This is a genomic window from Shewanella sp. ENK2, assembly GCF_043568515.1.
GTDB lineage: Bacteria > Pseudomonadota > Gammaproteobacteria > Enterobacterales > Shewanellaceae > Shewanella > Shewanella japonica.
Map to the genome: position 1 here is coordinate 2,117,119 of NZ_CP171406.1, position 14,494 is coordinate 2,131,612.

A 14,494-nucleotide genomic window follows, 5' to 3' on the forward strand; every position below is an offset into this window, starting at 1 on the left:
CTCTGTAGAGGTGAGCCATACTCTTAAATGACGTAGACAAAAATAAATAAGCATAACCAGACTACGTCGACAAAATGCCAGTACCAACTACCAGACTGGAAGGCAAAATGACTCTCAGGGGTAAAGTGGCCTTTGAGCACCCTAAAGAACAGAATAATCAAGAACACAGTCCCCAATGTGACGTGCATACCGTGAAAACCCGTCAGTAAGAAGAAAGTGTTGCCGTAGATCCCTGATGAAAGTGTCAGTCCCATTTCTTGATAGGCATGAATATATTCTTCAACTTGTAAAAATAAGAAGCCAATACCCAATAAGATGGTTAGTCCTAACCAGACTTTTAATGCCCCACGCTTAGACTTTTCAAGAGACACATGGGCAAAGTGTAAAGTGACTGACGATGCGAGTAATATCAGGGTGTTGTATAGGGGTAACCCTGTCCAAGGCATCGCTTCAGTCGTAGTGCCATCAGGTGTTTTAGTGAGTGGCCACATGGCCTCAAAAGTCGGCCAAAGCACTTCATGGGTCATGGCATTGTTTGAAGCACCACCTAACCACGGAATAGCGACCATTCGTGCGTAAAATAGTGCGCCAAAGAAGGCGCCGAAGAACATAATTTCAGAGAAAATAAACCAGCTCATTCCTTGTCTAAAAGAACGATCCATCTGCGCTGAATATAAGCCAGACATTGATTCATCAATGACGTTTTTAAACCAACCAAACAGCATAAAAATGATGACTGCGATACCAGCCACGAGGATATAGCCGCCCGATGTTTCTTCGGTGGCGAGTTGTTGTACGTACGAACCTGCGCCAAAAGCAATCAGGAATAACCCAATAGCGCCAATGATGGGCCAGGCACTTTGCGCTGGCACGTAATAAGTTTCATGTTTTGTTGTCATCTTGCTGCTCCTTGCTCTATGGCCGCAGTTTGTTTGTCTGTGATGTCATAGAGGGTATAAGAGAGAGTCAAAGTTTTAATGGAATCGGGTAAGTCAGGATCCACATAAAAGATTAATGGCAGTTCAGCATCAGCCTTTGCAGCTAGGGGCTGTTGATTAAAACAGAAGCATTCCGTTTTATTGAAATATGCAGCGCCTTGGCCAGGCGATACCGAGGGTATCGCTTGGCCTACAAGAGGTTTAGCAGAAAGGTTTTTTGCTAAAAATGCAGTGCGAGTTAGCTCACCTGGATGAACCTGTATTCGGTTCACTTTGGGGCCAAACTCCCATGGCATACTGCCTTGCACTTGGGCGATAAATTCAATAGTAATGGTGCGTTCTTTATCAACGACCACCGCTTCATAACGACTTGCTGTACCTTGAGGCTTTCCGTTAATGCCTAAGGTCTCGCAAAGCACGTCATAAAGTGGTACCAGCGCAAAACCAAAGCCGAACATACCTATTGATCCTAATACCAGACCTATAAGTAAGTTACGGTTTGATTTCGTTGGCTGGCTCATATCACTTCACCTCTGGTGGTGTGGTGAATGAGTGGTAAGGTGCTGGACTGGCAATGGTCCACTCCAGTCCTTCAGCGCCTTCCCAAGGTTTATTAGCCGCTTTCTCGCCACCTTTGACACATTTAATCACTACGGCTAAGAAAATTAGCTGTGATAAGCCAAATGCGAACCCGCCGATTGAGACAATTTGATTAATATCAGCAAATTGAATGGCGTAATCTGGAATTCGGCGAGGCATGCCTGCTAATCCTAAAAAGTGCATCGGGAAAAACAGCACATTGACTGAAATCACGCTACACCAGAAATGCCAGCGCCCAAGGGTTTCGCTATACATATGGCCAGTCCATTTTGGTAACCAATAATAGGCAGCAGCCATAATAGAGAACACCGCTCCAGTCACCAGTACATAGTGGAAATGCGCCACCACGAAGTAAGTATCATGGTATTGGAAATCAGCAGGTGTTATCGCCAGCATCAATCCTGAAAAACCACCAATGGTAAAGAGAATAATAAAGGCAATCGCAAATAACATAGGGGTTTCGAACGTGATTGAACCACGCCACATCGTTGCTACCCAGTTAAATACTTTTACCCCTGTCGGCACCGCAATTAACATGGTGCAGTACATGAAAAACAGTTCAGCAAATACTGGCATCCCTGTGGTAAACATGTGATGCGCCCAAACCAAGAAGGATAAAATCGCAATACTGGATGTGGCGTAAACCATCGAAGCGTAACCAAACAACTTTTTACGACTAAAGGTGGGAATAATGGCCGAGATAATCCCGAACGATGGCAAAATCATGATGTAGACTTCAGGGTGACCGAAGAACCAGAAAATATGCTGGAACATGACGGGATCACCGCCACCTGCGGCATCAAAGAAACTGGTACCAAAGTATTTATCGGTTAATACCATGGTAACCGCACCTGCAAGTACGGGCATCACCGCAATCAGCAAGAATGCAGTAATGAGCCATGTCCATACAAATAATGGCAACTTCATCCAAGTCATGCCTGGTGCACGCATATTAACAATGGTCACGACCACGTTAATTGCGCCCATAATCGAACTGATCCCCATGATATGCACCGAGAAAACAAATAGTGCAGTGCTATCAGGGCTATAGGTTGTTGATAGCGGTGCATAGAAAGTCCAGCCAAAGTTAGGGCCGCCGCCTTCCATAAACAACGAACTCAACAGAATCGCGAAGGCAAATGGTAAGATCCAAAAGCTCCAATTATTCATTCGAGGCAGTGCCATATCAGGTGCACCAATCATCATTGGGATCAGCCAGTTGGCTAACCCTGTGAAGGCGGGCATGACGGCACCAAATACCATAATAAGACCGTGTACTGTGGTCATTTGGTTAAAGAAGTTAGGGTCAACTAACTGTAAGCCTGGCTGAAATAGTTCTGCGCGAATGACCATTGCCATCGCACCACCAGTGAGGAACATAATAAAACTGAACCATAAATACATAGAACCAATGTCTTTATGGTTAGTGGTTAATATCCAGCGCATGATGCCTTTCGGCGCGCCATGATGGTGATCATCATGGCCGTCATGAGAATGTTCATCATGAGCTGGGGTAGTATCTTGTGTAATTGTGCTCATCTGTATCCCTTACTTTCCATGACCAACAACATCGGTGGCTTGAACAGCATCACCAGTATTATTTCCCCAAGCATTTCGCTCATACGTCACAACAGCTGCGAGTTGCTGAGGTGAGAGTATGGAGCTAAATCCTTGCATTGCTGTACCAGGTTGGCCATTGATAACCACTTCAAGGTGTCCTTCAACAGGCCCCATGACTAACGGACTGCCCACTAATGCAGGGAAAGCGCCAGGTAAACCTGTACCAGCGGCTTGGTGACATGCAGCGCAGCTGCTGAGGTAAACTTGCTCACCCATTGCCATCAGCTCATCCATAGATAGGTCATCCATAACAACGTCAGGTGTTGCTTCTTCAACGACGTCAGCAACCACTTGTTCTACCTCAGGTTGTGTCGCTGGTAACTCAGCAGGCAAAGTGACAGGCGTTGGTTTATCACTTGCATCGCTAGGTGCCCCACCAGAGTTCACATCAGCAGCTTGAACCACATCACCAGAATCATTACCCCAAGCGTTTCGCTCGTAGGTCACAACAACTGCAATTTCTGTTGCAGTAAGCTGTTTCGCGAAGGCTTGCATGGCAGTACCAGGCTGGCCGTTGACGACAATATCAATGTGGCCAGCAACTGACCCTTTAATGATTGGGCTGCCGATAAGAGATGGGAATACACCAGGTAATCCTGCACCATTTGGTTGGTGACAAGCGGCACATCGGCCCATGTAAACTTGTTCACCTTGAGCCATCAACTCATCAAAGGTCAGGGTTTGCGACAGTGACGCTTCGGCCGCGGCTTTTGCATCAGCAGTTAGTTGTTTTTGATCTTTTAGCCATTGCTCAAAGTCTGCTTCAGAAACGGCTTCAACTACCACCGGCATGAATCCGTGGTCTTTACCACACAACTCAGCACATTGGCCTCGGTAGGTACCAACCTTATCAATCTTGGTCCAAGCTTCATTAATAAAACCTGGGTTAGCATCTTTTTTCACCGCAAATGCAGGAACCCACCAAGAGTGAATCACATCATCTGAAGTCATTAAAAAGCGTACTTTACGATTGATTGGCAGAACGAGGGGCTTATCGACTTCTAGTAGGTAAGTTTCAGTTTTCGTTTCTGTCCCAGTAATTTGATCGGCAGGGGTGGAAAGTAAACTGTAAAACTCGACGTCTTCATTAAAATAGCTGTAATGCCATTTCCATTGAGAGCCGGTTACTTTGATAGTTAACTCCGCATCACTTGGGTCTTCCATAGCAATGAGGGTTTTTGTGGCAGGAATTGCCATACCAATGAGGATAAGAAACGGCACGACAGTCCATGCTATTTCCACTTTGGTACTATCATGGAAATCAGCAGGTACTGCACCCTTTGATTTTCTATGATAAATCATGGAGTAAATCATGATTCCAAATACCACAACACCAATAGCACAACAGATATAAAGAATGATCATATGGAGGTCGTAAACCTTACCACTGATCTCTGTTACCCCTTGGGTCATGTTAAGCGGCATATCAGCCGCTGCAAGCGGCACTGCAAAAAACAGCACCATTAATCCATACAACAATCGCTTCACAAGACTACTCCTCTGCCAATTGCGATTTGCAATAACAACAAGGAAAAGTCACACAGTAATACTCTGCTCTATGCAAACTTTTCTATTCCCGAAAAAGTTTGATCACTTCAAAGCACACGGTGGCAGTGAGTATTAATACTCGATTATTCTATTGGGTTTTGGTGGCCACACTTGTACCTAATACTGAACTTTTCAATTCTTAAATTGACGCTTTTTATTCAAGGCTTTCTATACCGCATGGTACCAGCACAATCTTTACAGCGTTTTATCACTTATGTTCATTTTTACCACTAAGAGAGGTCAATAAATGTTACTCCCTTGTTAACTACATTACTTGGAGATTAAATATTGATCAAGATCACTTTATCATCTAATTTGCTGAAAAAAGGCGCAAAAAAAGCCCGTCACCGAAATGAAGGGCTTTTTTAGCAAATAGACTTTAGTGAAATGCAGATAAATTCAATTGGGTTGCAGTCACAGGATTACTGGCGTTTAATTGGTCATCACGTAAGTGAGTATTTACATCTTCAATAATGACACCTTGCGCTAAGGCGCTTTTAGCGACTAATTGAATGCGACGATTATCACGAGCATCTAATGGGGTTGTCCATGTAATGACTGCGCTGGATGTACCACTTGTGAGTGCTTTTTCCATTGCCCACAGTGTTTCGACTTCATCTTTAGTGTGAACCAGTAATACACGGTCCATTCTGACATTGGCGTTCGCTAGAATTTGTTTGTAACCAATGTGAGGCGGATTAATCAGTACAATCCATCGCCCTTGTTGACTTAATACGGCTAACTGGCCGCATAGCTGAGTTAATTCAGTTAACCCTTGGTTAGCTGTTTGTTTGGTTTCGATACCTTGCTTTACTGGCGCAGCTGCTGATGCCATGTCCATCCATAAACCTGGGTGACGTGGTGCATTACCTATTAATGTGTTCATAACCAACCTCCATTACGGATAACGCCAACAGCGAGCCCTTCAATCGTAAGGCTTTGGCATGTTAAATCGACTTTTATCGGCGAGTACTGCTCGTTTTCTGCATGCAGATAAACAACGTTGCCTTTCTTTTCAAAACGCTTCACAGTGACATCATCATCAACACGGGCAACAACGACTTGACCATTTTTAGCTTGCTGCATTTTGTGAACCGCTAATAAGTCGCCTTCAATAATGCCAATATCCTTCATACTGTCGCCACGAACACGTAGTAAGAAATTAGCATTGGGTTTAAACATTTCAGGATCAACTTGAAAGTATTGTTCAACATGTTCTAACGCCAAAATTGGTTCACCAGCCGCAACCTGACCAATCAGTGGTAAGCCTTCTTCGACTTCCTCTTCTTCTTGGACCATACGGATACCGCGAGAGGTACCTGGAATAATTTCAATGCAACCTTTTTTAGCGAGTGCTTTTAAATGTTCTTCTGCAGCATTAGCACTTTTAAAGCCTAATCTAGTGGCAATTTCTGCACGAGTTGGTGGCATTCCTGTCTCGGCAATATTGCATTTAATTAATTCTAGAATTTCAGCTTGTCGTGGCGTTAAAGGTCTCATGTTGATTCCTGTCTTTTTATACAGTGACTGTCATTATATACAGTATCTTTGGTCGCGCAAGTATTAACCAACATTTTTTGCTGATAAAGCAATAGATATGAATTTTTATCGAAGTTTTTAGTTATTTAAAGGTTATTAAATCAGTGGTTTATTGTTTTTGTGGGTCGTCGGTAAATTAGTGTGTTTTATTATTTATGACTTAAGGCAATAAGCCAAAAAGTACTGGATACCGTCTATTTATACAGTACTGTACCTAAATGTTTTGCTACTTACTAAGTGATTGATACTTGATGTTAGAACCAACAAAACTTGCTACTTAAATGTTAACTAGATTTACCGAGGTTAGTGTAACTGAATGATATTCTGGTATCCTATGCGCAATAAATCGTTGTTGATAATGCGAAGACCCATGCTAAAACCAGATTCTATCATTGCTAAATCATTACGTTGGATTCAGAAATTAATGGTACACAGTGTTGTTGTGCCTGAAGATCCGTTCGCTGACCTTAACTTAGATCCTGACAAGCCAGTGGTCTATGTGATGAAAACGGAGTCGCTGAGTGATATTGCTGCCTTACATGAAATGACAGCTAAATATAACTTGCCAAGTCCGTATGAACGGTTAGATGTTGATGGTTTCAATACCCCTAGAATTGTGTGTGTGGAAGGGCGTAAACCCTTGTTTGGTAAGCGCCATAGTAGCGATAAATTTGTAGCAAACTTTACTAAGTTGCTCGAATTACACCAAAAGAACAAAGAGCTCGACATCCAGCTTGTTCCTGTAAGCCTATATTGGGGTCGTATCCCTGGTAAAGAAGACGACACCATGACCGCTGCGGTTTTTGAGCGTGAAAACCCAACATGGTTACGTAAATGGTTAATGATTCTATTTTTAGGTCGCCATAACTTCATTCAATTTTCTAATGCCATGTCGCTGCGTTATATGGCTGATGAACACGGTACAGATGTCAGTATTGCGCATAAGCTTATCCGTGTGGCTCGTGTGCATTTTCGCCGTCAACGTAAAGTGATGACAGGGCCTCAGCTTCCTAATCGTCAAGCGATGTTCAATTCGCTGTTAAAGTCAGAATCCATCAAGCGTGCCATTCAAGAAGAAGCCGTTAACAAAAAAATACCCGAAGAAAAGGCACGTGAAAAAGCCATTGAGTACCTTGATGAAATCGCAGCAGACTATTCGGATAACCTGATTCGTATTGCTGAGCGTTTCTTAACTTGGCTTTGGAACAAGTTATACAGTGGTATTAGCATCAAGAGTGCGGAGCAAGTTCGTAAACTGCATCATGATGGTCATGAAATCGTTTATGTGCCGTGTCATCGAAGCCATATGGATTACTTGTTACTGTCATATATTCTTTATTATCAAGGCATGGTTCCACCGCATATTGCGGCAGGGATTAATCTTAACTTTTGGCCAGCAGGTCCAATGTTCCGCCGTGGTGGTGCCTTCTTTATCCGTCGTAGTTTTAACGGTAATAAGCTTTATACCGCAGTATTCAGAGAGTATTTAGATCAACTATTTGCTAAAGGCTATTCAGTTGAGTATTTCACTGAGGGTGGTCGTTCACGTACTGGTCGTCTACTTGCTCCTAAAACAGGCATGCTAGCGATGACGGTAAACAGCGTATTGCGTGGTATCGAGCGTCCTGTGACCTTAGTGCCAGTGTATCTTGGCTACGATCATGTCATGGAAGTGTCGACTTATCATAAAGAATTAAGTGGTAAGAAAAAGCAAAAAGAATCTGTATGGCAAGTGTTTGGTGCATTGCGTAAGTTGGGTAACTTTGGACAAGGTTACGTTAACTTTGGTGAGCCAATTAACGTACAGCAGTTCTTAAATCAGCAGTCGCCAGATTGGCGTGAAGAAGTGGCTAAAGATCCTGAGCAAAAACCAACATGGTTAACGCCTGGGGTTAATCAATTAGCCAATAAAGTGATGACAAACATTAACAGTGCAGCAGCTGCGAGCTCTGTTACGTTAACCAGTATGGTGTTATTAGCCGCTGAACAAAATGCATTAGAGCGCACAGAGCTGGAACGTCAGCTAGATTTATATCTTAAATTGATGAAAGAAGTGCCTTACACTGATTACACCTCAGTAGCTCAAGGCAGTGCTAGTGAATTAGTTGATCAATGTCTATCACTGAAAAAGTTTACTTCGCACACTGATCAAATTGGTGAAATTATTGCGATTGAAGAGTCTTCAGCAATTGCGATGAGCTACTACCGTAATAACATCATCCATTTAATGGCAGTTCCTTCGTTAATTGCGAGTTGCTTGGTGCAATACGAAGAGTTTAATCGTCAAAAAATTCATGAAATCGTTAATGACTTCTATCCGCTACTCAAGGCTGAGTTGTTTATGGGGATTGAAGACTTACCCGCTTACATTGATAGCGTATTAAACTTATTTGTTGAGCAACAGCTTATTTCGGGTACAGACGAGTTTGAACTCAATCAAAGTAATATTACCCAGTTAATGTTATTGTCTGAAACTGTCAGTGAGACATTACAACGTTACGCGATTATCTTTAATTTATTGGCTTATAAACCGGATATTGAACGTTCAGATCTAGAAAGCGCGAGCCACTTATTAGCTCAGCGTTTAGGTGCTTTACACGGAATTACTGCGCCAGAGTTTTATGATAAAAAACTCTACAATAATTTGAGTGTAAAATTAAAAGAATTAGGGCACTTGTCGGGTAATGACAATCAGTTTGCTGTCATCCGAATTCGCGACCATGCCAATGGTATGTTGCGTTTATCTGTTCGTAAAACCATAGTAGATAGCGTCACTATGGAACATGGGTAACCACTAACTTTATGAGTTCAACACAATCACAACCGCACAATAAATCATTATTAGGCGGTGCTATGATTATTGCCGGTACCACAGTCGGTGCCGGTATGTTTTCCCTTCCTGTTGTCAGTGCTGGTATGTGGTTTGGCTATTCCATTGCCATGCTAATCGGTATTTGGTTTTGTATGTTGGTGTCAGGCTTAATGCTACTTGAAACCAACTTGCATTTTAAACCTGGCGACAGTTTCGACACGTTAACCAAAGTGACATTAGGCCAATTCTGGCGGATAGTTAATGGGCTTTCCATTACCTTCGTATTATATATTCTAACTTACGCTTATATCAGTGGTGGTGGCTCTATTGTGAACCACACCTTGTCAGGTATGGGCATTCATTTACCACAAAGTATTGCAGGCTTAGTTTTTGCCCTTGTGCTTGCTGCGATTGTGATGATTAGCACTAAAGTGGTCGACCGTATTACGACAGTAATGCTTGGCGGGATGATCATTACTTTCTTTTTAGCCGTCGGTAATTTGCTGATTGATGTGGAAACCGTGAACTTGTTAGTCCCTGACGGACAGGCGAGTTTTGCTCCATATATTTTAGCTGCCATTCCTTTTGGTCTGACAAGCTTTGGCTATCACGGCAATGTGCCAAGCTTAGTCAAGTATTATGGCAAGCAGCCTAATGTGATTATCAAGGCGATTTGTATCGGTACCTTTATCGCGTTAGTGATATACACGTGCTGGTTAATTGCCACCATGGGCAATATTCCTCGTAGTCATTTTAGCGATATTATCGCTCAAGGTGGGAATATGGGCGTATTGGTTGCGGCATTGTCAGATGTGATGTCCAGTGCTTGGCTAAATACCATGTTAACTCTGTTTGCTAATTTGGCCGTTGCGTCATCTTTCTTAGGGGTGACCTTAGGCTTGTTTGATTATTTAGCAGACTTATTTGATTTTGATGAATCGGCTAATGGCCGAATCAAGACTGCTGCAGTGACCTTTATACCGCCAACCATCTTAGGCTTATTATTCCCAGATGGTTTTTTAATCGCTATTGGTTTTGCCGCTCTTGCCGCGACAATTTGGGCTGCTATTGTGCCAGCGATGATGGCGTATAAGTCTCGTAAAATGTTCCCTGATGAGAATAGCTTTAGAGTTCCTGGTGGTACGCCGTTAGTGGTTGTAGTGATTCTTTTTGGTGTGCTAACAGCAGCTTGTCACTTATTGGCAATGGCTGATTTATTACCTGTTTATCGATAAGCTATACGCAATATTGATAATCTAAAAAAGCCCTCTATTGAGGGCTTTTTTGATGCAATTTTTCAACGTACTGAGTCGGTGATTGATGATGTAATCGCCTAAAACTTTTACTGAAGCTGCGTACACTGGCATAGCCAAGTAGCTGCGAAATCTCTTTAACCTCTTTGCCTTCAAGCATATATTTCACTGCTAAATTTCCTAAGATATAGCGCATTAACTCTGTAAAACTAAAGCCATTACGCTGCAATCGTCGCTGTAATTGTTGTTTCGAAAAACCACATAATTCCGAAAGGGAATCTAATGTGGGTAAACCATAAAAACGTATGTAATTCACCAGCTCATAAAGCACTTTAGGCGTGTCATGGGGTTGAGGCATATTTAAATATGAGTCGAGTTGATTGAGGCTAATACTACTTTTGTTATTGCGCTGAATATGTTGGGAGGTGGATAGCGAGGCCAAAAAGTGTTGTTCAGAGCTAATCAAGGAGTCGACATCAAGCCATATCTCGGTTTGCGGCGCATTCCAGGTCACTTTGGTTCCAAATACTGCTTCGCTCTCCTGTTGATTTATGGCGGGGCCACTGAGCATCACTTTAATCGGGGTGAAGTCTTTGCCTAAAAAGTGCTTGCAGGTATTTAGCAGTGTTAAGGCTATGCGGAGCGAGTCATGGGATTTGGCTTTGCCGCTGACATAGTTATTGCGATAGCACCATTTAATAATCTTATTCGACTGAGCACCGTAGTAACTTGCACCTGAATGAAAACAAGCCATGGCATAGTTAATGCGCCGAAAGGTAATTGCCAAGTCTGGAGTCGCCAAGAACCAGTTGTTAGGCATATTAAATTGGTTGACGGTTAAGTAGTGTTGGAGCGTCAACATATAATCTTGAACATTCGATAATTGCTCAATCTTACTCAGCCACATTGATACTTCCGAGTAAGGGATTAATGTCATGGGCTCATTCAACAAGCTTTGAGGGATCGATAGATCCTGTGCTGTGATGCCATAGTGGGCTTCAACCCCTTTTAGCACGGGTAAAATACAGCAAACTCGAATAAATGAAACTTCAAATGCCATGTCAATTTCTCGTTAAGTGCTTGGGATCGGTAGATGATATTTAAGTAACTACATATATCAAAAAACATTGATAATTGATACGTATGGTTACTTTGTGTTGTGGTTTTGTCGATTGGGTGCACACTACGCAGCATCTAAGTTAACAAGAGGTGCAATCACTATGAGTTTATTCAGTATGCCATTCGTCGATTCTGGAGTTGATGTTGCACTTCATGGTGTGGCTTTAGTTGTATTGGTCGGGGCTGTCGCTGCCGCAGGATTCGGTTTTTGGAAAGTTCACGAATTGCCGATTCATAAAGCTCACAAAGAAAAACATCAACAAATAGGACTGATTACTGCGCTCACATGGATAGGATTTATCTGGCATTGGGTTTGGGTGTTAGCAGTCATGGTCGCGTTTATTGATAGTGGTAAAGCATTAAGAAGGATCAGAGATATTTGGCGAGAGAATGAACGGGAAGAGCCTGTTACCGCCACTCCAGCAAAAGAGGAGATTAGCTCATGATTGAAGGTTTAGCAGTTTGGGCGTTGTTTATCTATATTTTACGCTTGGTAGGTATGCCTTGGAATAAAGGCACAAAAGCTTTTTCATACTTAGGCGGTGCTGGCTGGTTACTGTTTGTATGGGTAGGACTATTAAACTATGCGCCTATGGATATTACAGGCGGCTCTGTTGTGCAATCTCCGCATATTCAATTGCGTCCAGCTTCGACACAAATTAAAGGTAATGTAAAAGGTATCTATGTCGAACCTAATCAAAGAGTAACAGCAGGGCAATTAATCTACGAGATAGATGATGAGCCTTATCAAATAGCGCTGAATAAGGCTAAAGTGCAGCAACAAACAGCTAAGGTTGCATTGTCACTTGCTAAGGAAGATATAGGTATCGCTGAAAAAGTTTTACACGCTGCGCAGTCTGATGTTGCGATTAATCAAAACCAACTGCATGCGAGTAAAAAAGACTTGGTGTGGAAGCAAACCACCATGAATCGTTATGTTGAACAAAACAGTAAAGTGGCTGACACCATTACTGAAAGTCAGCTAGATGAGCAACAAACGGCTGTCGATTTAGCGCAAGCGAAAGTGGATTCGTATGTGACACAAATTGCCAAATCGAATACCCAAGTACAAAAAGCAAAGTTAGATATTCAAAAAGCACACTTAACAGTAGAAAGCCGTCAGTCTGATTTAGACAGTGAACTTGAAAATGTGGCTCAGGCGCAATGGAACTTGGACAATACCAAGGTTTTTGCACCTGCAGATGGTTATTTAACGAACTTCATCATGCGTGAAGGGCAGTATGTGGGGGTCGCACCTCGTATCCAAATGTATACCGATGAAAAGTACGTGCTTATGCGGGTGAATCATCAAGCGATTCGTAATGTGAAAGTTGGCCAAATGGCAGAGTTTGCTTCAGCAGTATATCCTAGCAAAATTTTCAATGCAGAAGTTGAAGGGATTATTGAAGCAACAGGTGAAGCTCAAGGTAGTTTGTTGGCTCGTGATGACAATGTTAGACAAACAACGGGGCAGAACATTAATAACAAGCATCACTTTGTGCGCTTAAAGTTACATGAGGCTGAAGGCTTTGATATTCCAGTAGGCTCTGTTGGCTTAGCATGGGTATCGGCGGCTAAACCTGTTGAGTTCCTCGCATTTTTAGATGTGATACGTGGAATTATTATCAGAATGAAGTCGCAAATATACTACATCTGGTCAATATAACCTCGGGTTATACAACCAAAGTTTGAATGGTATATCGCGTTAAAAACGCTCTCGCAAGAGGGCGTTTTTTTATGGTGCAAATTAAACTGATTATTCCCTCGACAGGCTAACTAAAACGGTCTTAACTATAGACATGATTTCCAAAATATTTGCAGTGTCAGTTTTAGTCTTGATAGTGAATATCAGATAACTTTGCCGTTAATCGCACTGAGCAAATATACATTTCAAGGATAGGTTTATGAATGTGACTCACTACATGCAAGGTCAGCCTTGCTGGGTGGAACTGGCCACTCATGATTGGTATTCCGCAAAAGGATTTTATCAAGCGTTATTTCAATGGCATCCTGATGATATGCCTATGCCAGAAGGGCATTACACTATGCTACAAATAGACGGAGATGATATTGCCGCTATGTATCAAATGCCCAAAGAAATGGCCAGCCTTCCCACGCATTGGGAGTTGTACTTTGCGGTTGATGATGTCGCTGAAACCGTTAAAGCTATTCAGCATGCTGGTGGAGAAATTATCGCAGGGCCACATGCTGTGGGTGATTCTGGAAAAATGGCCGTCTGTCGCGACCCTGAAGGTGCTCGTTTTTCAATTTGGCAGGCGATAGAACATATAGGTATCAAGCGGACTTTTGAGCCAAACACCTTATGTTGGGTCGAGTACATGTGCCGCAATGTTGGCGTGTCGAAGAATTTTTATTGTCAGGTTTTGGGTTTTGATACTGAGTCCGTGGATATGTCAGAAGTGGGTGTTGCTGAATATGTGCAGTGGCTTGTTGCTAAGCAAGCTGTTGGCGGTATGATGGAGATGACCGAAGAGTTTGGTGATATGCCATCGCATTGGATGTTGTATTTTAGTGTCGATGATTGCGACATGATGGCGCAAAAGGCAGAAGAATTGGGCGGTAAAGTTTGCGTCCCTCCTACTGATATTCCAGATGTTGGCCGCTTTGCAGTGATAGATGACCCTCAAGGTGGGACGTTTTCTATTATCAAATTAAGCTTACCTGTTGCTAATGGATAATCTGCTTTAACTTAGGCTTTTGGTTTGATAGCTTAATGATGCTTTGCTGATGGTTTAGCAAAGCCTTCACGGAAATCAACAGAGCTCAAGGAAGCAGCATGCAGCAAACGAAAGAGCACAAACTCGCTGAAATTCAAAAGAAAATGATGCTGGTGGCAATAATTGATTTACCTGGGACATTGCTATTAGCGGTAGGTCTATATGGGATAGTTGTTGGCTACAGGCTTGAGGCTTTGCCAATGTTAGATAACCCCAATGTGCTTTACGTTATGATGGCCGTCGGTGCGAGTATCATGTTATGGGGTTTAGTCAGTATGTTTCGGCTTGCTCGTATCAAACAGCAAATAGAACACGATGATTCTTAAA

General features: G+C 42.6%; 13 protein-coding genes. 6 read left to right on the forward strand and 7 right to left on the reverse strand.

All coding sequences use genetic code 11. The features are described from left to right. Positions 1-23 precede the first annotated feature (23 nt). The 6 genes from ACGEDC_RS09415 to lexA form a co-directional block, all read right to left on the reverse strand. The gene (locus ACGEDC_RS09415) at positions 24-899 is read right to left on the reverse strand and encodes a cytochrome c oxidase subunit 3 (protein WP_055025400.1); all 876 of its coding nucleotides are present in this window, start codon (positions 897-899) and stop codon (positions 24-26) included. Next, positions 896-1,459, reverse strand: coding sequence for a cytochrome c oxidase assembly protein (locus ACGEDC_RS09420; protein WP_065110194.1), 564 nt, complete (start codon positions 1,457-1,459; stop codon positions 896-898). Before ACGEDC_RS09420 ends, ACGEDC_RS09415 begins: the two co-directional genes overlap by 4 nt. A 1-nt stretch (position 1,460) precedes the next feature. Continuing rightward, on the reverse strand, positions 1,461-3,077 hold the full coding sequence (gene ctaD / locus ACGEDC_RS09425; RefSeq protein WP_394497860.1) for a cytochrome c oxidase subunit I: 1,617 nt from the start codon (positions 3,075-3,077) through the stop codon (positions 1,461-1,463). Between the two features lie 9 nt (positions 3,078-3,086). Then, entirely contained in the window at positions 3,087-4,646 is a 1,560-nt protein-coding gene (coxB, locus tag ACGEDC_RS09430; protein ID WP_394497862.1) for a cytochrome c oxidase subunit II, read from the reverse strand. Positions 4,647-5,085: 439 nt separating this feature from the next. Beyond that, entirely contained in the window at positions 5,086-5,592 is a 507-nt protein-coding gene (locus ACGEDC_RS09435; RefSeq protein WP_055025396.1) for a cell division inhibitor SulA, read from the reverse strand. Beyond that, positions 5,589-6,206, reverse strand: a complete 618-nt coding sequence (lexA, locus tag ACGEDC_RS09440) for a transcriptional repressor LexA (protein ID WP_055025395.1) — start codon at positions 6,204-6,206, stop codon at positions 5,589-5,591. Before lexA ends, ACGEDC_RS09435 begins: the two co-directional genes overlap by 4 nt. A 409-nt stretch (positions 6,207-6,615) precedes the next feature. Here lexA and plsB point away from each other — a divergent pair, with 409 nt between their 5' ends. Together plsB and mtr are read left to right on the forward strand one after the other, a co-directional pair. Continuing rightward, on the forward strand, positions 6,616-9,036 hold the full coding sequence (gene plsB / locus ACGEDC_RS09445) for a glycerol-3-phosphate 1-O-acyltransferase PlsB (protein WP_394497865.1): 2,421 nt from the start codon (positions 6,616-6,618) through the stop codon (positions 9,034-9,036). Positions 9,037-9,047: 11 nt separating this feature from the next. Beyond that, on the forward strand, positions 9,048-10,292 hold the full coding sequence (mtr, locus tag ACGEDC_RS09450; RefSeq protein ID WP_055025393.1) for a tryptophan permease: 1,245 nt from the start codon (positions 9,048-9,050) through the stop codon (positions 10,290-10,292). Positions 10,293-10,326: 34 nt separating this feature from the next. Here the strand turns inward: mtr and ACGEDC_RS09455 are convergent, their stop codons facing one another. Further along, a complete protein-coding gene (locus tag ACGEDC_RS09455) occupies positions 10,327-11,370 on the reverse strand; it encodes a helix-turn-helix domain-containing protein (protein ID WP_394497868.1) in 1,044 nt (347 codons plus the stop codon). A gap of 160 nt (positions 11,371-11,530) precedes the next feature. Between ACGEDC_RS09455 and ACGEDC_RS09460 the strand changes: the two genes are divergently transcribed. From ACGEDC_RS09460 to ACGEDC_RS09475, 4 genes are all read left to right on the forward strand, one after another. Continuing rightward, on the forward strand, positions 11,531-11,875 hold the full coding sequence (locus ACGEDC_RS09460; protein ID WP_055025415.1) for a hypothetical protein: 345 nt from the start codon (positions 11,531-11,533) through the stop codon (positions 11,873-11,875). Further along, positions 11,872-13,095 (forward strand): HlyD family secretion protein, encoded by a 1,224-nt coding sequence (locus tag ACGEDC_RS09465; RefSeq protein WP_080914607.1) that lies wholly within the window; start codon positions 11,872-11,874, stop codon positions 13,093-13,095. Before ACGEDC_RS09460 ends, ACGEDC_RS09465 begins: the two co-directional genes overlap by 4 nt. Before the next feature lie 238 nt (positions 13,096-13,333). Beyond that, on the forward strand, positions 13,334-14,128 hold the full coding sequence (locus ACGEDC_RS09470; protein ID WP_065110189.1) for a VOC family protein: 795 nt from the start codon (positions 13,334-13,336) through the stop codon (positions 14,126-14,128). 98 nt (positions 14,129-14,226) lie between these two features. Continuing rightward, a complete protein-coding gene (locus ACGEDC_RS09475; protein ID WP_394497871.1) occupies positions 14,227-14,493 on the forward strand; it encodes a hypothetical protein in 267 nt (88 codons plus the stop codon). Position 14,494: the final 1 nt, after the last annotated feature.

Excerpts from the sequence above, each read along its gene's own strand:
- ACGEDC_RS09415 (WP_055025400.1), bottom strand. The coding sequence starts at position 899 with ATGACAACAAAACATGAAACTTATTACGTGCCAGCGCAAAGTGCCTGG.
- ACGEDC_RS09420 (WP_065110194.1), bottom strand. The coding sequence starts at position 1,459 with ATGAGCCAGCCAACGAAATCAAACCGTAACTTACTTATAGGTCTGGTA.
- ctaD (WP_394497860.1), bottom strand. The coding sequence starts at position 3,077 with ATGAGCACAATTACACAAGATACTACCCCAGCTCATGATGAACATTCT.
- ACGEDC_RS09435 (WP_055025396.1), bottom strand. The coding sequence starts at position 5,592 with ATGAACACATTAATAGGTAATGCACCACGTCACCCAGGTTTATGGATG.
- lexA (WP_055025395.1), bottom strand. The coding sequence starts at position 6,206 with ATGAGACCTTTAACGCCACGACAAGCTGAAATTCTAGAATTAATTAAA.
- plsB (WP_394497865.1), top strand. The coding sequence starts at position 6,616 with ATGCTAAAACCAGATTCTATCATTGCTAAATCATTACGTTGGATTCAG.
- mtr (WP_055025393.1), top strand. The coding sequence starts at position 9,048 with ATGAGTTCAACACAATCACAACCGCACAATAAATCATTATTAGGCGGT.
- ACGEDC_RS09455 (WP_394497868.1), bottom strand. The coding sequence starts at position 11,370 with ATGGCATTTGAAGTTTCATTTATTCGAGTTTGCTGTATTTTACCCGTG.
- ACGEDC_RS09460 (WP_055025415.1), top strand. The coding sequence starts at position 11,531 with ATGAGTTTATTCAGTATGCCATTCGTCGATTCTGGAGTTGATGTTGCA.
- ACGEDC_RS09465 (WP_080914607.1), top strand. The coding sequence starts at position 11,872 with ATGATTGAAGGTTTAGCAGTTTGGGCGTTGTTTATCTATATTTTACGC.
- ACGEDC_RS09470 (WP_065110189.1), top strand. The coding sequence starts at position 13,334 with ATGAATGTGACTCACTACATGCAAGGTCAGCCTTGCTGGGTGGAACTG.
- ACGEDC_RS09475 (WP_394497871.1), top strand. The coding sequence starts at position 14,227 with ATGCAGCAAACGAAAGAGCACAAACTCGCTGAAATTCAAAAGAAAATG.